Origin of the sequence: Pseudomonas ceruminis (genome assembly GCF_021602025.1) — a bacterium.
GTDB lineage: Bacteria > Pseudomonadota > Gammaproteobacteria > Pseudomonadales > Pseudomonadaceae > Aquipseudomonas > Aquipseudomonas ceruminis.
In genome coordinates this window covers 114,337-138,797 of sequence record NZ_BQHW01000002.1, presented here as the reverse complement: position 1 = coordinate 138,797, position 24,461 = coordinate 114,337, and the positions used below count along the sequence as shown (strand labels likewise).

Annotated in this window: 23 protein-coding genes and 2 pseudogenes; 7 read left to right on the top strand and 18 right to left on the bottom strand. The window is 61.1% G+C overall.

Translation table 11 applies throughout. The annotated features are described in order from the left end of the window. Positions 1-320 precede the first annotated feature (320 nt). Entirely contained in the window at positions 321-1,646 is a 1,326-nt protein-coding gene (locus L6D80_RS02985; RefSeq protein WP_176514038.1) for a sigma-54 dependent transcriptional regulator, read from the top strand. Positions 1,647-1,678: 32 nt separating this feature from the next. On the opposite strand, the gene L6D80_RS02980 is transcribed toward L6D80_RS02985, so the two are convergent. From L6D80_RS02980 to L6D80_RS30205, 11 genes and pseudogenes are all read right to left on the bottom strand, one after another. After that, positions 1,679-3,880 carry an LTA synthase family protein gene (locus L6D80_RS02980; protein WP_176514036.1) on the bottom strand — a complete coding sequence of 734 codons (2,202 nt, stop codon included), beginning with the start codon at positions 3,878-3,880 and terminating at the stop codon, positions 1,679-1,681. A gap of 134 nt (positions 3,881-4,014) precedes the next feature. After that, positions 4,015-5,295, bottom strand: coding sequence for a coiled-coil domain-containing protein (locus L6D80_RS02975; RefSeq protein WP_176514034.1), 1,281 nt, complete (start codon positions 5,293-5,295; stop codon positions 4,015-4,017). Between the two features lie 48 nt (positions 5,296-5,343). Beyond that, positions 5,344-6,090, bottom strand: a complete 747-nt coding sequence (locus L6D80_RS02970) for a hypothetical protein (RefSeq protein WP_054899565.1) — start codon at positions 6,088-6,090, stop codon at positions 5,344-5,346. A gap of 40 nt (positions 6,091-6,130) precedes the next feature. Beyond that, complete coding sequence (locus tag L6D80_RS02965) at positions 6,131-6,811, bottom strand: C39 family peptidase (protein ID WP_054899564.1); 681 nt, start codon at positions 6,809-6,811, stop codon at positions 6,131-6,133. Between the two features lie 67 nt (positions 6,812-6,878). Then, positions 6,879-8,270 carry a heme utilization protein gene (locus tag L6D80_RS02960; RefSeq protein ID WP_176514032.1) on the bottom strand — a complete coding sequence of 464 codons (1,392 nt, stop codon included), beginning with the start codon at positions 8,268-8,270 and terminating at the stop codon, positions 6,879-6,881. Positions 8,271-8,319: 49 nt separating this feature from the next. After that, entirely contained in the window at positions 8,320-8,898 is a 579-nt protein-coding gene (locus tag L6D80_RS02955; RefSeq protein ID WP_176514030.1) for an adhesin, read from the bottom strand. 1 nt (position 8,899) lies between these two features. After that, positions 8,900-9,337, bottom strand: a complete 438-nt coding sequence (locus L6D80_RS02950) for a hypothetical protein (protein WP_054899561.1) — start codon at positions 9,335-9,337, stop codon at positions 8,900-8,902. A gap of 299 nt (positions 9,338-9,636) precedes the next feature. Continuing rightward, a complete protein-coding gene (locus L6D80_RS02945; protein ID WP_176514029.1) occupies positions 9,637-10,188 on the bottom strand; it encodes an AAA family ATPase in 552 nt (183 codons plus the stop codon). Next, a complete protein-coding gene (gene pnuC / locus L6D80_RS02940; RefSeq protein WP_054899559.1) occupies positions 10,185-10,763 on the bottom strand; it encodes a nicotinamide riboside transporter PnuC in 579 nt (192 codons plus the stop codon). Before pnuC ends, L6D80_RS02945 begins: the two co-directional genes overlap by 4 nt. 144 nt (positions 10,764-10,907) lie before the next feature. Then, a complete protein-coding gene (locus L6D80_RS30210) occupies positions 10,908-11,642 on the bottom strand; it encodes a methyl-accepting chemotaxis protein (RefSeq protein ID WP_371418571.1) in 735 nt (244 codons plus the stop codon). A 138-nt stretch (positions 11,643-11,780) separates the two neighbouring features. Next, positions 11,781-12,452 (bottom strand): annotated as a pseudogene (locus L6D80_RS30205) (cache domain-containing protein); the annotation flags it as partial. A 387-nt stretch (positions 12,453-12,839) separates the two neighbouring features. Between L6D80_RS30205 and L6D80_RS02930 the strand changes: the two are divergent. Further along, positions 12,840-13,670, top strand: coding sequence for an undecaprenyl-diphosphate phosphatase (locus L6D80_RS02930; RefSeq protein WP_054899837.1), 831 nt, complete (start codon positions 12,840-12,842; stop codon positions 13,668-13,670). Position 13,671: 1 nt separating this feature from the next. Further along, positions 13,672-14,097, top strand: a complete 426-nt coding sequence (locus L6D80_RS02925; protein ID WP_176514024.1) for a DUF1294 domain-containing protein — start codon at positions 13,672-13,674, stop codon at positions 14,095-14,097. A 24-nt stretch (positions 14,098-14,121) separates the two neighbouring features. Here L6D80_RS02925 and L6D80_RS02920 read toward each other — a convergent pair whose 3' ends face one another. Then, a complete protein-coding gene (locus tag L6D80_RS02920) occupies positions 14,122-14,466 on the bottom strand; it encodes an MmcQ/YjbR family DNA-binding protein (RefSeq protein ID WP_371418570.1) in 345 nt (114 codons plus the stop codon). Positions 14,467-14,473: 7 nt separating this feature from the next. Continuing rightward, a complete protein-coding gene (locus L6D80_RS02915) occupies positions 14,474-15,376 on the bottom strand; it encodes a LysR substrate-binding domain-containing protein (protein ID WP_054899555.1) in 903 nt (300 codons plus the stop codon). Positions 15,377-15,509: 133 nt separating this feature from the next. Between L6D80_RS02915 and L6D80_RS02910 the strand changes: the two genes are divergently transcribed. Further along, on the top strand, positions 15,510-16,121 hold the full coding sequence (locus L6D80_RS02910) for an FMN-dependent NADH-azoreductase (protein WP_176514020.1): 612 nt from the start codon (positions 15,510-15,512) through the stop codon (positions 16,119-16,121). A 127-nt stretch (positions 16,122-16,248) separates the two neighbouring features. Then, the gene (locus L6D80_RS02905; RefSeq protein WP_176514018.1) at positions 16,249-17,295 is read left to right on the top strand and encodes an alpha/beta hydrolase family protein; all 1,047 of its coding nucleotides are present in this window, start codon (positions 16,249-16,251) and stop codon (positions 17,293-17,295) included. Here the strand turns inward: L6D80_RS02905 and L6D80_RS02900 are convergent. From L6D80_RS02900 to L6D80_RS02880, 5 genes and pseudogenes are all read right to left on the bottom strand, one after another. Next, the gene (locus L6D80_RS02900) at positions 17,257-18,450 is read right to left on the bottom strand and encodes an MFS transporter (protein WP_176514016.1); all 1,194 of its coding nucleotides are present in this window, start codon (positions 18,448-18,450) and stop codon (positions 17,257-17,259) included. The two genes, L6D80_RS02905 and L6D80_RS02900, sit on opposite strands and share 39 nt — an antisense overlap. Positions 18,451-18,621: 171 nt before the next feature. Beyond that, positions 18,622-20,208, bottom strand: a complete 1,587-nt coding sequence (locus tag L6D80_RS02895) for an ABC-F family ATPase (protein ID WP_054899551.1) — start codon at positions 20,206-20,208, stop codon at positions 18,622-18,624. A gap of 20 nt (positions 20,209-20,228) precedes the next feature. Further along, positions 20,229-20,495: pseudogene (locus L6D80_RS02890) on the bottom strand (site-specific integrase); the annotation flags it as partial. Positions 20,496-20,537: 42 nt separating this feature from the next. Beyond that, on the bottom strand, positions 20,538-21,155 hold the full coding sequence (locus tag L6D80_RS02885) for a class I SAM-dependent methyltransferase (protein ID WP_054899550.1): 618 nt from the start codon (positions 21,153-21,155) through the stop codon (positions 20,538-20,540). A 158-nt stretch (positions 21,156-21,313) separates the two neighbouring features. Beyond that, positions 21,314-22,210: a LysR family transcriptional regulator gene (locus tag L6D80_RS02880; protein ID WP_236183030.1), complete on the bottom strand. Its 897-nt coding sequence runs from the start codon at positions 22,208-22,210 to the stop codon at positions 21,314-21,316. Between the two features lie 151 nt (positions 22,211-22,361). On the opposite strand from L6D80_RS02880, the gene L6D80_RS02875 reads away from it, so the two are divergent. Continuing rightward, positions 22,362-23,570 (top strand): MFS transporter, encoded by a 1,209-nt coding sequence (locus L6D80_RS02875; RefSeq protein ID WP_176514012.1) that lies wholly within the window; start codon positions 22,362-22,364, stop codon positions 23,568-23,570. Positions 23,571-23,904: 334 nt separating this feature from the next. Next, positions 23,905-24,342, top strand: a complete 438-nt coding sequence (locus tag L6D80_RS02870) for an acetyltransferase (RefSeq protein WP_176514010.1) — start codon at positions 23,905-23,907, stop codon at positions 24,340-24,342. The last annotated feature ends 119 nt before the right edge of the window (positions 24,343-24,461 follow it).

Below are 24,461 nucleotides of genomic sequence, written 5' to 3'. Positions count from 1 at the left end.
CAAACATTCATATGAAGTCCGCGGTACTGCAATGTCGCTTCAGTCGATGGCGATCTGCAGCGCGGGGTTACTTGTACTGATGCTCCAAGTTAGGGGTGGAGTCACACCCGCGTTGTATTTTTTTTCATGCAATAAAGATTTTTTTCCTGCGCCGCCTGTGACGCTGATAACGTTGAAAAATTCCCGGCGTTGCGCAAAAAAGAAGAGAACTTGGCAGACAAACGGTACTGGGCGCCGTCAAGTTCGTTGCTACTGTTAAACAGGCGCCGCAACTTACTGTTTTGTCAAAAAAAACCACAAATTGGCGCCAAGGATCGGTCATGCCGGAAACCGCCTCCCTTCGCCGCTTGCTCATCGTCGACCCGTGCGACGATTGTCACCGTCTGCTTCCAGGCCTGGAAAGCGCCGGCTGGGACGTCCACAGCTGCAGCCTGGATCTGGCGTTGGAGCACCGTTGCGATATCGGCCTGTTGCGTCTGCACGCGTCGCACCTGCGCCACCCGGATGCCGTCAAGGACATGATCAAACGCAGCAACACCGAATGGATCGCGGTGCTCAACGCCGAGCAGTTGCGGATGCAGAACGTTGGTGACTTCGTCTGCGAATGGTTTTTCGATTTCCATACCCTACCGTTCGACGTTTCACGGGTATTGGTAACGCTGGGGCGCGCCTTTGGCATGGCGCGCTTGCGTGGCAAGGGTGCAGTACCGGTCGACGGGCTGGCGCACGAGCTGTTGGGTGACAGCCAACCGATTATCGAACTGCGCAAATTGCTGGGCAAACTGGCGCCCACCGAATCGCCGGTGCTCATACGCGGCGAAAGTGGCACGGGCAAGGAATTGGTGGCGCGTACACTGCACCGCCAATCACAGCGTTGCGAGATGCCGTTCATTGCCATCAATTGCGGGGCCATACCGGAGCATCTGATCCAGTCCGAGCTGTTCGGACATGAGAAAGGAGCCTTCACCGGTGCGCATCAGCGCAAGGTGGGCCGCATCGAAGCGGCGCATGGTGGCACGTTGTTCCTCGACGAGATCGGCGACCTGCCGCTGGAGCTGCAGGCCAATCTGCTGCGGTTCCTGCAGGAGAAGCATATCGAGCGGGTCGGGGGCAGCCAGCCGATACCGGTTGATGTACGGGTGTTGGCAGCGACCCATGTCGACTTGGAAAAAGCCATCGAGCAGGGGCGTTTTCGTGAGGACTTGTACTACCGGCTGAATGTGCTGCAGGTGGTGACTGCACCCTTGCGCGACCGGCATGGTGACCTTTCGATGCTGGCCAACCATTTTTCGCATTTCTACAGCCTGGAGACAGGCCGCCGGCCGCGCTCGTTCAGCGATCACGCTCTGGCAGCCATGGGGCGCCACACCTGGCCGGGCAATGTTCGAGAGCTGGCCAACCGTGTGCGGCGGGGGCTGGTGTTGGCCGAAGGCCGGCAGATCGAAGCCCAGGACCTTGGCCTGCAGGAGCTGGAGCGCGGGGAGCAGCCGCTGGGCACCCTGGAAGACTACAAGCATCGGGCCGAGCGCCAAGCACTGTGTGACGTACTGGACAGGCACAGCAACAACCTGAGCATTGCTGCCAAAGTGCTGGGGGTATCGCGCCCGACCTTTTACCGCCTGCTGCACAAGCATCAGATCCGCTAACCCCCGGCAATTACAGCAGCACAGGCGGCGGATTAGCTCGATTGGGCAATATGCCCGTCGGACAGATCCTCAAGCGGTTCTTCCTCGCCCGGCAGCGCCGTGATCACACTGAACTCACTGACCTCGACCTCGCCACCGCCATAGCCCAGCAAGTGGAAGGAGAACGCTTTGCGCAGCGTCGGGTTGTCGAAGCCGAACTCCATCTCCAACGGCTCGTCGGCGGTTACCCGGATCTCTTCGGGCAAACCCAGTGCTACATCCTGTTCCCGCTCCTTGGCTTTAAGCTGTATATAGGCAGCGTGCTGCGGGTCGAGAGCACGCACCTTGACCCGTACCCGGGTGTGCGAACCTTCTGGCATTTCCAGGTACTGCGCGCCAATCAGGTTATCTGCCCAGTCATCACGAATGCGTGCCTGTAGCTGGATCGGCGACGGCCCCCCGAACTGGTAACGCAGGTTGAGCGGGGTTTGCAGCAGGGACTGGTCGAGCACACCAGCAAGGCCGGTGATCTGCTGCCCCAGGACATTGTCGCCAAGGCCGAGGTATTGAGCCTGGTCGGCGATGAACCCCTCACTGGCATAGCGACGGCAGCGCTGCTGGAAGTCGCACTCGGTGAGGACGCCCTGGCCGTCGTGGTACCGCAGCATGCCGTTGGTGTACGAGATCATCTCCCGGCCACTGTCGTAGTCGCGATACAGGGAGCGGCCCGCCAAAGCGACTGGAATCGGCAGGGCAAAGTAGTCGAGCAGCGACGTGGCCAGGTCAATGTGGCCATAGGTGCCTTGCTTGATGCGTGGCAATTGCGCCTGTTCGGGGGCCAGGGTCAGGTTGAAACCCCAGGAAGAAGCCAGGCGTACGCCGTCGATGCCGTGTGATTCGTCCGAGGTCACGACGACCAGGGTGTCCTTGAGCACACCCTGGCGCTCGAGGCTGTCGAGGAACCCACCGATCGCATCGTCCAGGTAAGCTACCGCCGCTTGTTTGGGGGTGTCATAACGCTCCAGGTAGTCGGCGGGCGCCGAGTAGGGCTGGTGGGTGCCCACGGTCAGCAGGGTGAGCATCCAAGGGCGCTGCTGTTGCCGCAGTTGGCCCACGTAGTCAAGGGCACCCTCGAAGAACGCCCGATCATCCTTGCCCCAGGGGAACTCCAGGTAATTGTCATTGCTGAACCATTCCAGGCCATGAACCGCGTCGAAGCCGATGTGCGGCATGATGCGGTCCTTGGCCATGAAACGCAGGCCCGCGCCCTGCAGGTAATGGGTGGTAAAGCCGGCCTCGCGCAGTTGCGCCGGCAAGCAGGCCTGGTTGCGCTGGTGCTGGGTGAGCAGTTCCACACCTTTGGGCGTGCCATTGGCCAGCTTGTCGTAGTCGCCGCACAGCATGGCATACAGGCCGCGAATGGTCTGATGGGTATGCACGACATAGTCGGGCGTGTTCATACCGCGCTCCGCCCAGCGGCTGAGCTTGGGCATCAGATCTTCTTCGAAGCGGCTGTGCAGCGCCTGGCGATTGGGCCGTACATAGGCGCCCGGGATGCCTTCGAGGGTGATGACCAGCAGGTTGCGGGCACTACCGGGGGCGCTCAGCAGTTTCTGGCCATGCAGGTCGGACTGGGTCAGGCCACTGCTGGGCAGTGGGGTGACTGGTTGTTGCTGTCCGGCCCATCCAAGGGCGCGGTACTGCAGGTTGGCAACGCCAGCGGAGAGTAGCTGGTGGGAGAGGGTGTACTGACGCCACTGGTCGGCATCGGAGGGGGCCAGGCGCTGGCTGCCCCAATGCAGGCCGAACAGTACCAAAGGCACGGCCAAGGTGCTCAGTGGCAAGCGTGCAGCCAGTCGTGCACGACTGCGCCACACGCTGACCGACCAGCTCAGCAGACCTGCAGCCAGCAAACCGGGTAGCCAAGGGTGGGCCAGCCCGCCACCGGTGGAGTTCTCCATGAATTGGGGGTCGAACAGATAGCCCAGGTCGGCGCTGGTCGGTAGCCGGCCAACGGCACTGACCAGTTCGGCTGACGCCACCCACAGCACGGCCCATGCCAGCAGCACAGGCGCGGCGAGCCACCAGGGCCGGCCGTGCAAAAGCACCAACAGCAGGCTACCGAGCGCCAGGTCTGAGATAAAGCCGAGCGGGTTGGACCACCCCAGAAGCGCGCGCGCAGCAAGGGGTATCACCAGCACCAGGGACGCCAGGGCGACGAGCCGGGTATGCGGGTGGCCGAGCAGGTTTTTCACGAAAACTTTCCTTAATTGCCGTTAAAACGTCACATAACTGTGGGCGATGATAACAGGCTGGGGTCAGGAAAGCCGGGGGCTACAAGGTTGGTTACCAAAAGCCGAGCCCGCACCGCGGGCCCGGCCTGGCAAGGTCAGAAGTAATACGGGAATTTCAGGCTGAAGGAGAAGTCCGGTGCGTCGTCGGTCAGGCCGATCGACAAGTTGGGCACGATGGTCAGGTTGTTGCTGGCGGCGAAGGTCAAGCCGATGTTGAAGTTGGCGGCGTTGTAGTCGCTGTTGCTGATCGACTGCCAGTCACCGCCATCGGGTTTGATCTTGCTCTTGCGGGCGAACTGGTCGGTGACCGAGAACGACATGCTCATCTTCTCGTTCAAGGCGAATGCAATACCGCCGCCGATCTGCCAGGAGTCGCCGAGTTTCACGTCGCCCGGCACCTTGGTGTTGACCGTGGGGCTGATGTCGCTGAACGAATCCTGCATGTTGTAGGTGTAGGACAGGCTACCGAACAGCACGGCCGGGTCGAATGTCTTGACCAGCGAGATGCCGGGCGTGATCGCCCACACACCGTTGCCGGTCGGCAAGTCTTCTGGAATGGCCAGGTTGTCGTTGCCAGGATCCTGGATGAGCTTGATGCCGTAAGGGTCCTTGCCGGTCGGCGCTTTGACACGCAGCGTGGCCACCGCATCAGGCCAGTTTTCCGATTCGTCGATGAACTTGTAGGCCACGCCGACGTTGATGTCGCCGATGGTCGGGTCACGGGTGACGGTGCCGTCCGAACTCACCCCGGCAGCCCCCCCGGCACCGCCGGAAGAGTAGGTCGACTCACGATAGACGACCGGAACGTTGATATCGAACTGCCAACGCTGGTCGACGTTGTAACGGGCAGTCAGGTCCAGGGTCCAGTTGTCCGCCTTGATGCGGTCGATATTGATATTGCCGAGGAAAATCGAGTCGAGCGCCAGAAAGCCGTTGAGCGTCAGGGCACGGGTGTCGTAGTGGGTGTAGGTCAGGCCGGTCTCTACGCTGAACTTGCCGCCCCCAAAGAAACCGCTGGCCTCGTCATAGAGGTTGGAAACGCTTTGCGCCGGTTCTGAGTCGTCCTTGAGCGATTGCCCATAAGAGCTGGACGAGCTGCCTGGCGCACCGGACGCCACCGTCTGGCCGCCCTTGACCCCTTCGCTTGGCGACTTGGTCAGGCGCCTCGGCGCCGGAGCGGGCGGTGCTTCTTCGACCTGGCGCAGGCGTTGTTCCAGTACCATCAATGCATTCTGTTGGGCTTCGTAACGTTGTTTCAGCGCGATAAGTTCTTGTTTTAGTGCTTCAACCTGTGGGTCGGATGCCGCTTCAAGCAGGCCAGCCGGAGCCAAGGTAGTCAAACAAACGATAGCTCTCAACGTAAACATACGATGCATGGATTAGCCGTCCCTTCTGACTACTTGTTCGATGAGACTGAGCGTAGATCAGTATCCGGAATTGCGAAGGCCTTTGAGCTGATCAAGATTGGCGTTCATCGGGCCGGCAGCGGCGGGGCCGTCGCGCAGCACCACATTGAGCGAGGTCAGGTTGCGCACCTGGTTGCCGGCGCCCAGCAGGGTAGCGTTCTGCATCAGCCCACCTTGGGCCAGTCGTTGCATGGTGCTGCCCTGGTTGTTGTTGGCAACGATATCGAGCTGCACGCCGGAACCTGCAGCCGAAACGCTCAGTGAACCGGCACCGTTGGCGCCTACCAGGGTCGAGCCTGCGGCCAGAGCCTGGCCCTGCGGCTGCACGGCGGGTGCTTCGTTGCCCTTGCTGACATTGATGTCGACGTTGTTGTAAGCCGTGTTGTAGTCGCCGGCAGCGCGTACCGCCTGGGTCACGCCTTGGGTGGTATTGAGGCCGCCGCCACCGGTGACGGTGCCAGTGCCGGGGTTTTGCGGCTGTGAGGAGCCATTGCCTTTCTCGTTGATCATCGATACATAGAACTGCGGCTTGATGGTGTTTTGCTGGATCTGCATCGAGGACGTTGCGCCAATCACTTCGCCGTTGGCGTTTTGCCAAGTGCTGGTCATGACGATGCCAAAGCTGACGATCCGCCCTGGTAACACATAACGCCCGCGCAAGTTCGCCAGCTCCTGATCCTTCAGTTCAATGGGTTTGAACGTCTGTGCCTGGGTCGGCAAACTGGCGGCCAGGCAAATGGCAGCCAGCCACAGTGCAGTCTTCATGGGATGCTCCTGGACGTCTTGGGCGTCATGCCCCTTGTCATTAGAAGAAGTCGCTTTGGATAAAGCCAAAATCCATCAATTCCGCGTCCTTAACCGGGCTGAAGTTATTGATGCGGTTCTTGGCGCTGAGCGGCAGCGGTGGGTCGAGCAGGGCGTTGGTCTTGTCGTAGCCCTGGCCGATGATGGCGAAGATGATGCCGTTCCAGCCTTTGACGAAATCGTCGATCTTGAAGCGTTTGTGGCCCAGAACCGGATCACCGATGTACACCCAGCCGCGGTCGACCTTCTGCATCACGACGAAGTGCTTGTAGCCGCGGATGTCCATCAGCACTACCACCGGAATGCGAATGTCGTGCAAGGTCTCGGGAGCCACTCGGTAACCCCGTGCACGCATGCCCAGGCTTTCCACGTAGCGTTTCATGTCGAGCATCGAGAAGCCTTGGGTGCGCACCAGGTCCTCGTCGGCGTTGGCCAGCATGCCTTCGATGACGTGTTGCTCGTCCACGTCCAGCCAATAGGCCTGGCGCAGGATGGTCGCCAGCGACGCGGCGCCGCAACTGAAGTCGGTCTTCTGTTGCACCAGGTCGGCGAACTTGCGTTCGCGTATGCTCTGGATAGGCTTGTAGATCACCGCGCCGCCCGGCAGGACGGATAGCGGCATTTGGGCTGCCTCGCTCACACTGGCCATGCACAGCAGCAATGCCAAGGCGATAATGCGCATGTTCGATGCCCCCGATGATTACGGTTGAAAGAAGGCCCCCCGAAGGGGACCTTCCAGGCCACAGCGGTTACATCGAGGTGTTGGAGATGGCCAGCGAGTTGCTTTGCTGGTTGCCCACACCGGCTGCCACGTTGACGCCCAGGTTGCCGCTGCCACCATTGACCGAACCACTCAGGGTTGCGGTGTTGGTCACAGGGTTGGCCCAGCCGGTCGGGGTCAGCACTTGGAAGGAAACAGTGTTGCTCAGGTCAAACGAGTTGGCCTCGCTGTAGCTCTTCGAGATGCTGTCCGAAGATTGCGATGCTTTCTCACCGGATTTTTCGTACGCCGATTCGCGGGACTTGTCGTACGAGGATTGGCGGGTCTTGTCGTACGAAGAGTCATACGATTTTTCGAACGAACTATCGTGGGACTTGGTGTACGAGTTGTCGTAGGCGCTTTCATTCGACTTGTCGATCGACGCGTTGAGCGAGGCGTCGAGCGAGCCATCGAAGGTAGCGCTGCGGGTGCGCTCGCGGCGGCCATCATCCGTGGTCACAGTGGCGGCAGCGGTGGCGGCGGCGGTCAGCGAGGCGTTCACAGAAGCACTCGAAGAGGAGCTTGCGCTGCCACTGTTGGCGCCGCTGGCATTCCAGCTGCTGGAGCCGCTGGCATTGGCGCTGTTGGACCCACTCGCACTGCTGCTGTGGGAGCCGCTGGCACTGCTGCTGTTGGAACCGGCTACGTTGAAGCTGGAACTGGAGCTCTTGTCGACGCTGGCGTCGAACGTGCCATTGCGTGAGGACGAACCGCTGGACGAGGTGGTGAAGGTCAGCGTATCCACGCGGTATTCACGGTCTGCGTAGTTGTTGACGGTCAGGCCCGGGCCGTTCTGATTAGCAGACGCGGTAGCGGTGGAGGTACCAATTGGCGCACTGTTGTTGGCAATGGCCATGGTATTTTTCTGCTGGTTCAGGTCGCCGCCAGCAATGTTGATGCCCACGTTGCCGCTGCTGCCGTCAGCCGAGCCGCTCATGACGGCGGAGCTTTGGGTCGACCAGTTGCTGACCGTGTTGTTGTTACTGTATTGATCGACTTTGGCAGTGGCAGTAGCGCTGCCGAAGACGAAGCTGTTGTCGATCGCAGCATTGTCGGACGCGGTGTTGGCGATGGCCGCCGCGTTGTCTTGTTGGTTGCCGTTACCGGCTGCCACGTTGACGCCCACGTTGCCACTTGCGCCGGCGGCAGAACTGCTCATCTCGGCTTCGTTGACGGTGCCTTCGTTGTGGATGCGGTTACCGGTGCTGCTTTGTGCGTCTGTGGCCTTGGCCGTGGCACTGGTGTAGACCGCTTTTGCCGGGGGTGTGTGATTGTTGTTATTGCCGTGACCACGCCGGTCGTTCTGATCCGCTTGTGCGGCAACAGCCATGACCGCAGCAATTGCGAAAACCAGAGGCTTGATTGCCATCGAGGGTTTCATGGTGTTTCTCCGTCTTCTTTAGGTTAAGTGTTGTTCTTACCTGTTTGGGTCAGTCCGCGACCCGGACGCTGAGGGTGTTGGCCATGCGGTTTCCCACCCCTGCGCTCTGATTCAACTGGATCACCCCACGGCTACCGGTGAAGGCCTGGTCACTCGTGGTGACCTGGCGATGGCCAGGTGCAGAGCCAGTTGCATCGGAGTTGTAGACCAGCGCCACGTTCTGTTGCAGGAGGACGCTGTCGTCGAGACTTTGCGGCTGTGCACCGATGCTGATACGCAGCGCGTTGGCTTGTTGGGTGTTGGCACCGGCGCTCTGGTTCACACCCAGGGCGCCACTGCCACGGCTGAAGGCGTCACCCTGGATGCTGGAACGGGCGTCCATGTTGGGGTCTACGGGGGCATTCTGGCGTTGGCGGATCTGCGTGGTCGCGCTGGCCCCCTGGCCGATCGCGAACGCTCGGGCGTTGGCTTGCTGCTGCAGGTCGCCGGCCGCCTGGTTGACGCTGAAATTGCCTTGGTACTGCGCACCGGACGTGTCGATGGAGGCCTCATTGATCACAGGGACCGGGGATTGGGCCAGTGCCGAGGCACAGCAGAGCGAAGCCAGGATGAACAGCACATGCCTCATCTCATTGGCCTCCGGTCAGGATCTGCAGGGGCGCCAGGCCACGCTGCACGCTTGAATTGACCATGTTGGCGATGCCGCTGCCCGAGCCCGTGCCACGGCCTGCGGCAAGGTTGGGCAGTTGCGTCTGGGTATTGATGTTGCCACCCAGGTTGTTGGTCTGCTGGGTGATAAGCGAACTGATGCCTGCACCGCTGCTGATGCCGGCAAAGTCACCATCGCTCAACTCGTTGGTCTGTTTGAGCACGTACGCGGACGGGTTGGCGTTAGCGGTGGTCGGGTAGGGGTCGGGCGCCAGGGGCGCGCGGGTGGCGATGCGCGGCTGCACATCACGGGTGATGACGATGATCCCGTTCTCGGCCTGCACGGGCACGCTGAAGCTCGCGGCCAATGCACAACCGACCAACAGGAGGCGGCACGTGCCTTTATCCAGTTTCCCCATGACGGCAATTCCTTCTTCGAGCGCTGGCCAAATACAGCGTTGCGAGGAAGGAGAGCAGAACCCGTGCCGCTTTTTGGTAATGCTTTGCAATCAGCGGCTTACACCGACTGCTTGGGCGCGGCGGTAAGTTGCTGTATCAGCGCTGAGACAGTATTTCCGCAAAATGGCGTTTTGCCCGCAATGGGCGTTGCTCGAAGGGCTTTTTCCGGCGATGTATCACCCGTGTGACACTGTTCCCTCAAAGGGGGGCAGGAGCGCGCAACGACGGGGCTTACGCCGCTTCCAAGTGTGTCACCGGTTTAACACTCGGTGGCGCAGGCGGGTGTTTGCCCCTGTAGCAAGCGGTGTACCGCATGCAGCGCAGCTGCACTGCGTTGGGGCCAGTCACCTTCGATGATCTGCAGTGCTTGCCGATGGTGTTGCAGCCATTGCAGGCTGTCATCAAAGAAGGTCTGACGGTCTGCTAGGTCCGGCTGGCTGCGTTGGCCGTCGGCCACCCAACCCACCCCCTGCGGGCTGAGCAAAAGGTGCAGGTCGTAGTGGCGCGCAAGCAAGGCTTGCTCCAGCCAGGGCGGGCAGTCGTGAAACAGTGCGCGGCTCCAGAGCATGTTGCTGAGCAGGTGGGTATCGAGAATGAGCAGCTCCGGGGCCTGCCCCCGGGCCTGGTCTTCCCAGCGCAACTGGCCCTGGGCGATGGGGGTGATGTCGGCATAACAGGTGTCGCGGCATTGCTGGTCGATGAAGTGGCGCACGTATTCGCCCACCACCACACCGCCGAAATGTGCCTGGATCTCGCCACTGAGCCAGCTCTTGCCGCTGGACTCGGGGCCGCACAGTACCAGCACCTTCATGGCAGCACCTTGGCTGCTTGCAGCGCCGGGTCACGGCGCCACTCCAGCCAGCCACGCACGGCAATTACAGTGAGCACGGCGAAGAAACCGGCGGTGAAGTACAGCTGCTGGTGCAGGTACTGGCCCACATAGGCCACGTCGACCACGATCCACAGCAGCCAGCACTGCACGCGCTTTTGTGCCATCCACAGTTGTGCGACTAGGCTGAACCCGGTCAGCGTAGCGTCGAGCCAAGGCAGCGCCGCATCGGTCCAGTGCGCCATGGCCGCGCCCAATGCCCCACTGAGCACCAGGCCTGCCGTGAGCCCGCTAAGCAGGGCGCCGGTCCGCAGGCGCGACACCTGGCGGGCGTGCTCGACCTGCCCTGGGCGCTTCCATTGCCACCAGCCATACAGCTGCAGCCCGGCGTAGGCCAGTTGCAGGAGCATGCCCGAATACAACTTCACCTCGAAAAACAGCCAGCCATATATAAGCACCATCACCAGGCCGATCGGCCAACACCAGGCGTTCTGTTTCACGGTGAGCCACACCGCAGTGACGCCAAGCACGGCGGCGATGAGTTCGAGGCCGGACATCGGCGAATCCTTGGTGGCTGGAAAGGGGGCGCGATTGTAGCGTGTGTGGCAGGGTAGGAGTAGAAGGCCCGAGGTTTCGGGCCAAGCCGGCGCCCCTCGATGAGCGCCGCGCTGGCGGCGGTTGGGCCGATCAGCGCGATAAGCTCACACCCGGAACTGGCGCAGCAGTTGCTCCAGCTCTTCACTCAAGCGGCCCAGTGCCATGCCCGCATCGCTCGACTGGCGCGCAGCATTGGCGGTTTGCTGCGACAGCCCGGCGGTGTCGAGCACACTGCGGTTGATGTCTTCGACCACATGGGACTGCTGCAATGTGGCGCTGGCGATCGTGGCATTGAGCACGGTGAGGTTGTGCAGCGCCTGGCTGATGGCGTCCAGGCTCGAGCCTGCCTCGCGGGCCTGCTCGACGGTCTGGCGCGAGGCTTCGCTGCTGGTGTCGATGGCCCGGACTGCAGCGTCCGACTGGCTTTGCAGGTGCTCGATCATGGTGTGGATCTCCGCGGTCGACTGCGCACTGCGTTGGGCCAGCAGGCGCACCTCATCGGCCACCACGGCAAAGCCGCGGCCCTGCTCGCCAGCGCGGGCCGCCTCGATGGCTGCGTTGAGCGCCAGCAGGTTGGTCTGCTCGGCGATGGAACGGATCACGTCCAGCACCCCACCGATCTTCGAGCTGTGCCCGGCCAGGTCGCGAATCACCTGCACGGCCTGGTCGATGGTGGCCGAAAGGCAGTCGATCTGCTGCAGGCTGCCGTGGATGGCCTGCTGGCCATGCTCCACCTGCTGTTGCGCTGCGCGCATTTCAACGGCGGCCTGCTCGGCGGTCTTGGCCACGTCCTGTACCGCATAGGTCACTTCGTTGACGGCGGTGGCTACCTGGTCCATTTGCATCGACTGCTGGGCGCTGTGCTGTTGCGCGGCACCCGCGTTACTACCCACGTGCCCGGCTGATTGCGCCAGTGCATGCGCGGCCCCCTGCAATTGGCCGACCACGCCCTGCAGCTTGCCGTTGAAACGGTTGAAATGCTCGCCCAGATGAGTGATCTCGTCACGTCCATGCACGTCCAGGCGCCGGGTCAGATCACTTTCGCCACTGGCAATGTTGCCCATGGCTTGCACCGCCTCCTGCAATGGCCGGGCGATGCTGCGGGCGATGAGCCTGACTACCAGGGCCATCAGCAGGGCAATGCCCAGACCTAGCAGTGACGCGTCGCGCAACTGACGGGCGAACTCGGCCTGCACGTCGTCGATGTAGACACCAGAGCCGATGATCCAGCCCCAGGGCTTGAACAGTTGTATGTATGACGTCTTGGCAACCGGCTCGCTGGCACCGGGCTTGGGCCACCGGTAGTTAACCGGGCCTTCGCCCTGGCTGCGGGCGAGTGCGGCCATCTCGTTGAACACGGCAAAGCCGTCAGGGTCGCGAACGGCCGAGAGATCCTGGCCATCGAGCTTGGGGTTGGCCGGATGCATGATCATCGTCGGCCCCAGGTCATTGATCCAGAAATAGTCATCGTGGTCGTAGCGCAGCGTGCGCACTACCTGCAGGGCTTGCTGCTGGGCCGCTTCACGGCTCAACGTACCGGCGGCCTCAAGGCCCTGGTAGTAGGCCAGTACACCCGCGGCCGTCTGTACGACGTGACGGGTTTTCTCGGCCTTGGCCTGGTACAGATCACCATGGATCTGACGTAGCATGAGCAGGCCAAGAATGACCAGCATCGCTACTGCAACCAACAGGATCAGCCACAGGCGGCGGCTGATCGACATCGACCTCAAGCTCTTCATTGACGGCACTCCAGCCTTGTTCTTGTTATTCAAGTGCATCCAAGCATGCTTTGTGTCTGACCCCCACACGACTAATGGCTAAGTGCCATTTTTCGCCTAGTCTGCAGGTTGCCGTGCAAGCCATTGCAAAGCCGCTCTGATAGGATTTCGGCCGCGAAAGATGAAACCTTTAGGCAGACTGAACTTTTCTGCTGGCGCTGGTCCCAGCATCGCTGTAAAAAGCCGCGCCGCATTCGGCAAACACAAGCAAACCAAGAACAAGGGGCCTGCAACGTGCAGCGCTCCAACGGGGGAATGATGGATTTTTGGACTGCCTTCCAGGCAATCATCTTAGGCGTGGTCGAAGGGCTGACAGAGTTTCTGCCGATCTCCAGCACCGGGCACCAGATCATCGTTGCCGACCTGATCGGCTTCGATGGCGAACGGGCCATGGCCTTCAACATCATCATTCAGCTGGCGGCCATCCTTGCGGTGGTGTGGGAGTTTCGGCGCAAGATTTTCGAGGTGGTCTTCGGCCTGCGCAGCCAGCCGACGGCGCGGCGCTTCAGCGCCAACCTGCTGTTGGGGTTCCTTCCGGCCCTGGTGTTGGGTGTGTTGTTTGCCGACCTGATCCATGAATACCTGTTCAACCCGATCACCGTGGCGACGGCGCTGGTGATCGGCGGTGTGATCATGCTCTGGGCCGAGCGCCGCACGCACCGTGTGCAGGTCGAGCATGTCGATGAAATGCGCTGGTCGCACGCCCTCAAGATCGGCTTCGTCCAGTGCCTGGCGATGATCCCCGGTACCTCGCGTTCAGGTTCGACCATCATCGGCGGCCTGCTGTTTGGCCTGTCGCGCAAGGCAGCCACCGAGTTCTCGTTCTTCCTGGCGATGCCGACCATGGTCGGCGCGGCGGTGTACTCGGGTTACAAGTACCGCCACCTGTTCCAGCCCGACGACCTGCCGGTGTTTGCCCTGGGGTTCGTCACCTCGTTCATCTTCGCCATGATCGCGGTGCGTGCATTGCTCAAGTTCATCGCCAACCACAGCTATGCGGCGTTTGCCTGGTACCGTATCGTCTTTGGCCTGCTGATTCTGGCGACCTGGCAGTTTGGTTGGGTCGACTGGTCGACGGCGCACCCCTGACATGGCGCGCACACAAACGGCCAAGGAGGGCGCCGCTCGCAAAGTGGAGGGTGTACGCAACGTACGCCTGAAACTGCTGATACTGGCTGCGCTGTGCCTGCTCCCGGCAGTGGGTGCGGCGCAAATGGCGTGGCGCGGGGGCTCATGGTGGCCGTTGGCGGTATATCCGGCGGCGAGCCTGATCACCCTGTTGCTGTACTGGCAAGACAAGCACCAGGCCCGCACCCAGGCGTGGCGCACGCCCGAAAAGGTGCTGCACGCCAGTGAGTTGCTGGGAGGCTGGCCGGGCGCACTGGTGGCCCAGCAGTTGTTTCGCCACAAGACCCGCAAGGTGTCGTATCAGGTCGTGTTCTGGGGGATTGTGCTGGTACATCAAGCGTTCTGGGCCGACCACCTGTTTCTGGGGCAGCTTGCGTCGTTGATATAACGGCTGCCTGGCGCCCCAGGCGATTCACATCAGCAAACCCACCTGCAATCGCTTCGCCAGTCGTCGCACCACCAGTTGATGCGAGCGCTGCAGCAGGTCGCATAGCTCATCCCTGCCCATGGGGTAGGGCGGTGCCATGCTGATCCACCGCGCCCGCGCCAGATAGGGGGCCGGGCGCACGCCGGGCCGGTCGCAGTAGCCCAGAAACAGCTCATCGGCCACCTTGAACGACAACCCCGCACCCGCAAGATCGAGTACCGCGAACATCTTGTTGCCGGCGACCGAAAACACCCGGATACCGCCCCATTTGTAGTCTTCCTGCGCCCCAGGCAGGCTCAGACAGAAGGCGGCAACCTGCGCTTCGTTCATTGTGTGTTTAGACATAACGCTCTCCACATGCCTCGAACGACGCCGCCAGGTGGTCGATCCATACCCGTACTGCCGGCAACAAACCACGCCGGTGGGGGTACACCGCCTGCAGGTAGCCGCCAGGCAACGACCAGTCGGGCAACAGGCGCACCAGTTCGCCGCGTGCCAGTTCTTCTTCGCAAAACATGCTGGGCAGGGCGGTAAAGCCTAGCCCGGCGCGCACGGCAGCGTTGCGCACCACAAAATCATCAATTGCCAGGCGCGGCTCCAGGGCAATGTCCTGTTGGCGGCCCTGGGGCCCGAGCAGGCGAAAATGCACCAGCCGGTCTGCCTCTGCTGCGCCAAGCACCGGCAACGAGGCCAGTTCGGCCGGCTCGCGGATATGGTCGGCGAAGCCCGGCGCGGCGACCAGTTGCATCTGTGCCTGACGCAGCCGGCGGGTGACCAGTGCCGGGTCTTCGTCACCCAGGTCACGCACCCGCAGGGCAACGTCGATGCCCTCCGAAATGAGGTCGACGCGGCGGTTGAGCAAGACCATGTCCAATTGCACTTGTGGGTATTGTTCCAGGAAGCGGCTGATCACCTGCGGCAGGAACGCATGGGCCAAAGCCACCGGGCAAGACACCCGCAAGCGCCCACGGGGTTCGCTGCTCATGCTTGCCACCACCTCGTCGGCGGCCTCGGCCTCCAATAGCATGGACTGGCAATGGTGCAGGTAGCGTTCGCCCACGGCGGTCAGCTTGAGCTGGCGCGTGGTGCGTTGCAGCAAGCGGGTGCCCAGGCGCTCTTCAAGCTCGGCGATGCGTCGCGACAGGCGCGACTTGGGGATGCCCAGCTGGCGCCCGGCAGCCGCGAAACCGCCGGCTTCGACCACGCGGGCGAAATAAAAGAGGTCGTTGAGGTCTTGCATCGCAGGGGCTCACTGTTCTATCTGTGGGACAAACTAACGCATTTTTACTGACTTATCACTCATTAGGCGCCTCGGTAGGATTCTCCCCATTGTGATCGCCCAACGCCGCGGTCTTCATTCGCAGGAGAGTCCCATGAAACTGTTGCACATCGATTCGAGCATCCTGGGCGACAATTCCGCCTCGCGCCAACTGAGCCGTGAAGTGGTCCAAGCCTGGAAAGCCGCCGACCCGAGTATCGAAGTGGTGTACCGCGACCTGGCCGCCGATGCCATCGCTCACTTCTCCGCAGCTACCCTGGTGGCTGCAGCTACGCCAGAAGACGTGCGTGACGCCGCGCAGGCGTTCGAGGCCAAGCTCAGCGCCGAAACCCTGGACGAATTCCTGGCCGCCGACGCCGTGGTCATCGGTGCGCCGATGTACAACTTCGGCGTGCCGACCCAGCTCAAGGCCTGGATCGACCGTGTCGCCGTTGCCGGCAAGACCTTCAGCTACACCGAAGCTGGCCCGCAGGGCCTGTGCGGTGACAAGAAAGTGGTGCTGGTATCGACTGCCGGCGGTGTGCACGCAGGCCAGCCGACCGGGGTTGGCCATGAGGACTACCTCAATGTGTTCCTGGGTTTCATCGGCATCACCGACCTGGAGATCGTTCGCGCCCAAGGCCTGGCCTACGGCCCGGAACACCGCAGCAAGGCCATCGACGCCGCCCAGGCGCAGATTGCCAACGCGCTGTTCGCGGCGGCCTGATCGGCCCTTGTGACAAACCGGCTGTCGCAGACGCGCCAGCCGGTTTTTTCATCCATTTTTCATCTGCCATCACACTGGGCAGTTCTATCCTCACGCTATCCCCTCGCTGCGCGTGGAATAGCGGCTGATGAACATTGCCCCTTGCTTGCTGGCACTGCTCCTGCTTGGCGGCCTGTTGCCCACTGCCGAGGCGGCATCCTGGGTGGCCGGCCTGCACCACATGATCTTGGATGACCCGGTCGATGCCCGCCCCATGCAGGCACTCGCCTTTTATCCGGCCCAAGGTACTCCCCACAGCCTGCACATCGACGGTTACCCGGTCGAGGTCGCTGAAGAGGCTCCGGTCGCCCTTGGCCAGTTCCCGCTGCTGGTGCTCTCCCACGGCAACACTGGCAGCCCGCTGGCCTTGCACTACCTGGCCACCTCGCTGGCACGTCAGGGCTTTGTCGTGGTGGCCGTGGTGCATCCAGGCGACAACGCCCGCGACCATAGCCGCCTGGGTACCTTGAGTAATCTCTATGGCCGACCGCTGCAGGTCAGTGCCGCCATCACAGCGGCCCGTGACGACGCATTGCTCGGGCCTTATCTGAACGACGGCAAGGTGGGCGTGATCGGCTATTCGGCCGGCGGGGAGACTGCGCTGATCCTGTCGGGTGCGCAGCCCGATCTCGACCGTCTTCGCCAATATTGCCTGGAGCGCCCGACCGACGCCGACGCCTGCAAGACCCACGGTGTGCTGATTACCGACCGCAGTGAGCTGACACCCACGGCTGACGCCCGCGTGGGAGCCGTGATGCTGATGGCACCCTTGAGCCTGATGTTCGGTCGCCACGCCTTGGCCGGGGTCAAGGTGCCGGCCTTGATTTACACCGGGGACAACGACCAACTGCTGGCAGTGGACCGCAATGCCGAAGCGCTGGCCCGCAAGCTGCCGGTCACCCCGGATTATCGCCTGCTGGCCGGTGCCGGGCACTTTGTGTTCATGGCCCGTTGCGATGACGAGCAGCGGGTGCGCATGGCGGCCTTGTGCAAAGATGCCGACGGCGTCGATCGCCGCCATATCCACCATTCACTGCAACAGGACACCGCGGCGTTTTTCAGCCAGGCGCTGGGTGCCCCGGAGCAGGCTGAGCGCTCAGCCGCGCTGGCTGCGCCTGGCCAGCAGCAACGTTAAACCAACCCCGGCCAGCGCCAGCAGGGCCGCAACGCAGAATATCGAGGCATAGCCCAAGTGCACCGCCACGGCACCCATTAGCGGGCCGGCGATGGCCAATGCCAAGTCGAAGAACACCGCATAGGCACCCAGCCCGGCTCCGCGGCTGCTGCTGGGCACCTGCCTGATCGCTTCCACCCCCAGGGCCGGGTATACCAATGACAACCCGAAGCCAGTCAAGCCGGCGCCGATCAATGCCCAGGCAGGCGAGGGCGCGAGCCAGAGCAGGCTCAGGCCAGCCACCTCGGTGGCCATGCAAACGACGGCGACGTTGTAGCCGCCAAAGCGGTTTATCGCGTTGACGAACAGCAACCGCGAAATGATGAAGCACAGCCCAAAAGCGCTCAGGCACCAGGCCGCACCAACCCAGCCACGCTCTAGGTAATACAGCGTGACGAAGGTCGTCAGGGTGCCGTAACCGATCGATGCCAGGGTAAGCCCCAGGCCGCAAGGGGCCACGCGGCCGAATGCCGACCAGAACGGCAGGCGCTCACCGCGCACCACCACCACGTCCGGGCGCTTGTGCAGCACCACCAGGGCGAGCGCGGCAAGCCCTAGCAACGCTAGGCCCAGCACGCTGAAGTTCAGGCCATCGACTGCCAGCACGCCCAGCGGCGCGCCAATGGCAATGGCCCCATACGAGGCGATGCCGTTCCAGGAAATGACCCTCGCTGTGTGCTCAGGCCCCACCTGGTTGATGCCCCAGCTCAGGGTGGCGACACCGATCAGCCCTTGGGCGAGCCCCAGCGCCAGGCGCCCGACGAGCAAAAGCGCCAAGCTCAAAAGCGGCAAGCTCACGGTCCAGGCCGAAAGCAAGGTCAGCACCCCGCAGCCGGCAATGCCCAGCAGGCCATAGCGCACAGCGCGCTTGCCGCCGAGGGTGTCAGCCACCCGCCCGGCGAACGGGCGGCTGAGGAGGGTGGCCAGGTACTGCAAGCCAATGGTCAACCCCGCGATTACCGCACCAAAGCCCAACTGGTCATGCACATGGCTGGGCAACACCGCGATCGGCAGGCCGATGCAGAGAAACGCTATGAAGGTGTAGAAGACAATCGTCAGGATCTGCAGGGTGATAGTGAAGGTATGGCTGGCGGGGGCGGGTTGTTGCGCGGTCATGGGCTCGTTCGCGGGCGGGCGGTTGGGCGTGGCGTCATCATGGCCGTTGCGCGAAGAAAATGAAAGCAGGCTAACGGAAATGCCGTGCTTCGGGGGGAGTGCCTCTTCGCGGGTGCACCCGCGAAGAGGCTAGCCCAGTCCCCTCAAGGAAACCAAGCGTGCTCAGCGACCTTAGACCACCACACCCTGGCTGCGCAGGTAGTCGTCATAGGTCCCGCTGAAGTCCACCACACCATCCGCTGTCAGCTCGATGATGCGGGTCGCCAGGGACGACACGAACTCCCGGTCATGGCTGACGAACAGCAGGGTACCCGGGTAGTTTTCCAGTGCCAGGTTCAGCGCCTCGATCGATTCCATGTCCAGGTGGTTGGTCGGTTCATCCATCACCAGCACGTTCGGTTTTTGCAGGATCAGCTTGCCGAACAGCATGCGGCCTTGTTCACCACCCGAAATCACTTTGACCGATTTCAGAATCTCGTCGTTGGAGAACAGCATGCGGCCGAGCGTGCCACGGATCACCTGTTCACCGGTGGTCCATTGGCCCATCCAGTCGAACAGGCTCACGTCGTCCTCGAAGTCGTGGGCGTGGTCCTGGGCGTAATAGCCCACTTCGGCGCTGTCGGTCCATTTCACTTCACCCTTGTCCGGCGTCATTTCACCCACTAGGGTGCGCAGCAGGGTGGTCTTGCCGATACCGTTCGGGCCGATGATCGCCACACGCTCGCCGGCTTCGATGGTGAAGCTGAAGTCCTTGAACAGCACCTTGTCGTCGAAGGCTTTGGCCATTTTCTCGACGGTTACCGCCTGACGGTGCAGCTTCTTGGTTTGCTCGAAGCGGATGAACGGGCTCACCCGGCTCGACGGCTTGACCTCGGCCAGCTGGATCTTGTCGATCTGCTTGGCGCGCGAAGTGGCCTGCTTGGCTTTGGAGGCGTTGGCCGAGAAGCGGCTGACGAATGTCTGCAGTTCGGCGATCTGGGCTTTCTTCTTGGCGTTGTCCGACAGCAACTGCTCGCGTGCCTGGGTAGCGGCAGTCATGTATTCGTCATAGTTGCCCGGGAACACGCGCAGCTCACCGTAGTCCAGGTCGGCCATGTGGGTGCAGACGCTGTTGAGGAAGTGCCGGTCGTGGGAAATGATCACCATGGTGCTGTTGCGCGCGGTGAGGATGGTCTCCAGCCAGCGGATAGTGTTGATGTCCAGGTGGTTGGTCGGTTCGTCGAGCAGCAGCACGTCCGGGTCCGAGAACAGGGCCTGGGCCAGCAACACGCGCAGCTTCCAGCCCGGTGCCACTTCACTCATCGGGCCGAAGTGCTGTTCCAGCGGGATACCCAGGCCGAGCAGCAGCTCGCCGGCGCGGGATTCGGCCGTGTAGCCGTCCATTTCGGCGAATTCGGTTTCCAGTTCGGCGACGGCCATGCCGTCTTCTTCGGTCATTTCCGGCAGCGAGTAGATGCGGTCACGCTCGGCCTTGACCTTCCACAGTTGGGCGTGGCCCATGATCACCGTGTCGATGACGGTGAAGTCTTCGTAGGCGAACTGGTCCTGGCGCAGTTTACCCAGGCGCGTGTTGGGCTCGAGCATGACCTGGCCACCGGACGGCTCCAAGTCGCCACCGAGGATTTTCATGAACGTCGACTTGCCGCAGCCGTTGGCGCCGATCAGGCCGTAGCGGTTGCCGTTGTTGAATTTGACCGAAACGTTTTCGAACAGCGGCTTGGAGCCGAACTGCATGGTGATATTAGCGGTGGAGATCAAGGAGCTTACCTATCAATAACTTACGTGGCTTCTTCGCAGCTACGGACCAATTTCTGACCAATCTGGAGCTTTTCCAGCCCTTGCCAGTCGTGGGACGAGTTAATCCAGCGCGCATAAGTCGATAAGAGCATCTGCACGCTATGCCCGAGCTGTTGGGCGATAAATGCGGGGTTGAGACCAGACATTGAGCATATTGTCGCATAGGTGTGGCGGCAGTTATACGGGGGGCGGTATCTGATCCCCAATCCTTTGAGGATCAGGCGCCATTGAGGGTGCAGGTCCGGCGTCGGTGAATTGCCCTTTGCCCTGCCGGCGGATGAGTGGGTCTGTCAAATCAGTTTGCGGCAATAGCAATAGATGAACTTTTGCACCGTACCAAAGGGGGTGCGGTGATCCTCTTTCGCCTGGCCCAACAGCTCATACTGCGCACCGAAGGTGCCGTGCAAATCCTGTGCAGTATAGCGCTGCACTGGAAGGCCACTGCAGAGGTCTGGGCCATCCTCGGCGAATGTGCCGACGATGACGAATCCGCCGGGTTTAACCGCACGCTCTACTGCTTGAAGGTAACGTTCTCGATCTGCTGAATCAGTGAGAAAATGAAAAACGGCCCGGTCATGCCAAAGATCGAAGCGGTGCATAGGGAGCTCTACACGCGTGATGTCTGCCTCCAACCATTTGATGGCGTTGGCCCGTGCCCCTAATCTGGATTGGGCTACTTGGAGGGCAGCGACGCTCAAGTCGAGCACCGTGATATCGGAGAACCCCCCTTGCAGCAGGTCGTCGACCAGTGTCGATGCACCACCACCAACATCGATGATGGCTGCTGAGGGCTTAGCCCCAGTGCGATGAATAAGGTCCAGGGAACTCGCAGCATGCTCTTGATACCAGCTGACGCTGTCAGCATTTTTTTCGGTATAGACACGTTCCCAGTGGGCTTTGTCTCGCATTACAAATTCCTCGGTGTACTCAACATTACTCGGGATCCATCAGTCGACGTGAGCTTATTGAACTCACCGTCGGGGGGATTGGAACCCTCATCGTTACTATCTGCCGGTGGCGACGTCAGCTGTACTGAACACGACCCTGCAGCACCCACGTCGCTCGATTAGTCGATAGGTTCTATGTCCGTCAGCGTAGCGGCACTGGTTTCTTTGATCAGCTCGATGAACTCCACGATATAGGGCTTACTGCTGTCAGTCGTGAGGGTCGCGGCCCAAATCTCAGCGAACAGACCATCGCGCGTAATCGGCTTGGCGGTGATGTACTGGCGTTGCAGGTAGGTCTGCACTGCCCAGCGAGGCAGCACCGCGATTCCACGTCGGGTGGCCACTAGCATGAGGATGGCAACGGTCAGTTCAGTCGTGCGCCGTGACGGACTTATTCCTGCCGGCTTGAGCAACAACTGGAGAATGTCCAGCGCAGACTCTTCGACCGGGTAGGTGATCAGCGTCTCATCGCGAAAGTCGTCGGCATCTAAGTAATCCTTGGTGGCCAGAGCATGATCGTTGGCCACCAGGGCAACCAGGCGCGAGCGGAACAGGTGGTGAAAATCGACTCCCGCTTCTGGCTCGCGACACGACACCATGGCCAGATCCGCCTCACCTTGATGCAGCAAGCCGACAGGGTCGGCGTGGTACCCGGACACCAGATCCACTTCAACCTCCGGCCAGCGTGCCCGAAAGGCATCGACGGCAGGCATAAGCCAGTCGAAGCATGTGTGACATTCGATGGCGATCCTCAAGGTGCCGGTGGTCCCATGGGCAATCTTCAGAACATCACGCGTTGTCTCGTGCAAAACAGGGATGACTTTGTCGGCAGTCTCTAGCAGACGCTTTCCGGCGGGCGTGAAGATGACAGGTGATGATTTGCGGATGAATAAAGGCACGCCGTAGAAATCTTCCAGCGCCTTGATGTGATGGGAAAGCGCCCCCTGTGTCAGCCGCATCCAAGTGGCCGCCTTTGAAACGCTGCCGCTGTCACGCAGGGCCGTCAGGGTCTGCAAGTGCCTGACGTCTATCGGTATCCTGTTCATTAATTTTTTTGAGTCAGTTGGCGAATATTATTCGGTTGAATAATGTTAAGTCGATTCCAATAATTTGCCAATCCACTACACCAACCGGTCGGACGGTTCCGACCACCAGAAAGGACACCCCATGATTGGCACAAGAATGCACCGACAGGTTTTCCTGTTGGCCTGCGCCCAAGCACTCTTCCAGACGGTCTCGGTAGCGGTGATGACAGTGGGGGGATTGGCTGGCACGCTGATCGCCGACCGCGCGGACCTGGGGACGGTGCCAATCGCGAGTATGTTTATGGGCACCGCCGTGGCGATGTTTCCTGCATCCAGCTGGATGGCTCGCCGAGGTCGCCGGGCAGGCTTCCTGCTAGGCGCACTGCTCGGCGTGCTGGGATCGCTGATAGCGGCCTATGGTGTTTGGAAAGCATCGCTAGCGGTAATGGCAGTCGGCACCTTTCTCATCGGTAGCTATCAATCATTCGCCCAATTCTATCGCTTCGCGGCGAGCGAGGTCGCAGACGATGCCTTCCGACCTAAAGCGATATCACTGGTCCTCGCGGGGGGAGTAATCGCGGCCCTATTGGGGCCTACCGTAGGACGTATCGGAGGCCCTCTGCTGCCAACGCTGTATGTCGGCTCCTTCCTCATCCTGGCGGTGGTTTCTGCAACTGCGGCAGTCGTTCTACTGTCACTGCGCATGCCGAATGTCCAGGCAGACCACGCCGATCCCAGATTGGGCAGACACTGGTGGAAGGTCGTGTCTCAGCCCGTGTACCTGGTTGCCTTGTTTGGCGCCGCCACCGGCTACGGGGTCATGATCCTGGCCATGACAGCCACTCCCCTTGCCATGTTGCATCACCATCACAACCTCAGTACGGCCTCGACAGTGATCCAGTTGCATGTTCTTGGAATGTTCCTGCCGTCGTTCTTCACCGGCACGCTGATTGCCCGCCTTGGCGTGCTCAAGGTCATGCTGGCGGGCGTCGTCACGCTCATGGCGCACGTCCTGATGACCTGGACAGGCACGAGTTTCCAATCTTTCGCCACCTCTCTGGTCCTGCTAGGCGTGGGCTGGAACTTTCTATACATCGGTGGGACTACCTTGCTCACCTCCAGCTATACATCTGCGGAAAAAAGCCGGGCGCAGGCCATCAACGACATGGTGATCTTTGCAGTAGGGCTGAGCTGTTCATTCGGCGCGGCATCCCTGCTGCAGAAACTGGATTGGCAAATGCTCAATACATTGCTATTGCCATGGCTGGCATCCGCAGCGTTGGCCATTCTCTGGTTTGGCTGGAACAAAGGTCGCAGTTCATTTAGCGCATCAGGCTCCATTCAGCGATAAAGAATTGGAAAACACCCTAGTGCTATGCAGCTGTCGCCGGTGGAGTATGAGAAACGGTATTTTCTGAGCTTGGAGGGTGTCTATGAAACCAGGGCGATTCCCAGGTCCCTACGGGCCTGACTCCCCAAGCCTGCTTCTGTCATTCTATTCGTAATTTTTTATTGACACCCCGAAGACCTCTCAGTACTTTTCTTTCCTCCCTCCTTTCCGGCCACCTCTGCCGTGAACCGCCCAGGCGTTAACTCGCGAAGCGGTCATACACGTTGCCGACACTTATACGGTCGCGATCGACTAGCGCCCCTCATTTCCGATATAAAGTGTTAAGGATGATTCTATGATCATTCGTCAGGCTACTAACGCCGACCATCCGCACCTGCTCAACATTTGGCTGCGCTCCGTTCGCGCCACCCATCACTTCCTGCAAGAATCCGATATTGGGGCATTGCTTCCTCAGCTCCGCGATATTTACCTACCCGCTGTTGAAGTATGGGTTGCGGTAGATGCCGAGGACTGCCCGCTAGGGTTCATCGGGCTCAATGAAACCCATGTAGAAATGCTCTTCATCGAACCCGATCTGCGAGGGAAAGGGATTGGCCGCGCGTTGCTGGATCATGCCCGCAGTTCGCGCAGTCAGATGAGTGTTGATGTGAATGAACAGAACCCCGAAGCGGTAGGGTTTTATTTACATTACGGGTTTGTTCAAACAGGTCGTTCTCCGCTGGATGGCGAGGGCCGTCCCTTCCCCTTGCTGCACCTGAGCCTGCCCGGATAGGGCTGTAATGGTGAATCGCTCCTAAGCTTCTGCTTTGGGGCGATTCATTATTCATCAGGCAAGCATTCATTGACTGGGTAGCAATTGCCCAATCTCACTGGCTCATGATTGCAGCCGCC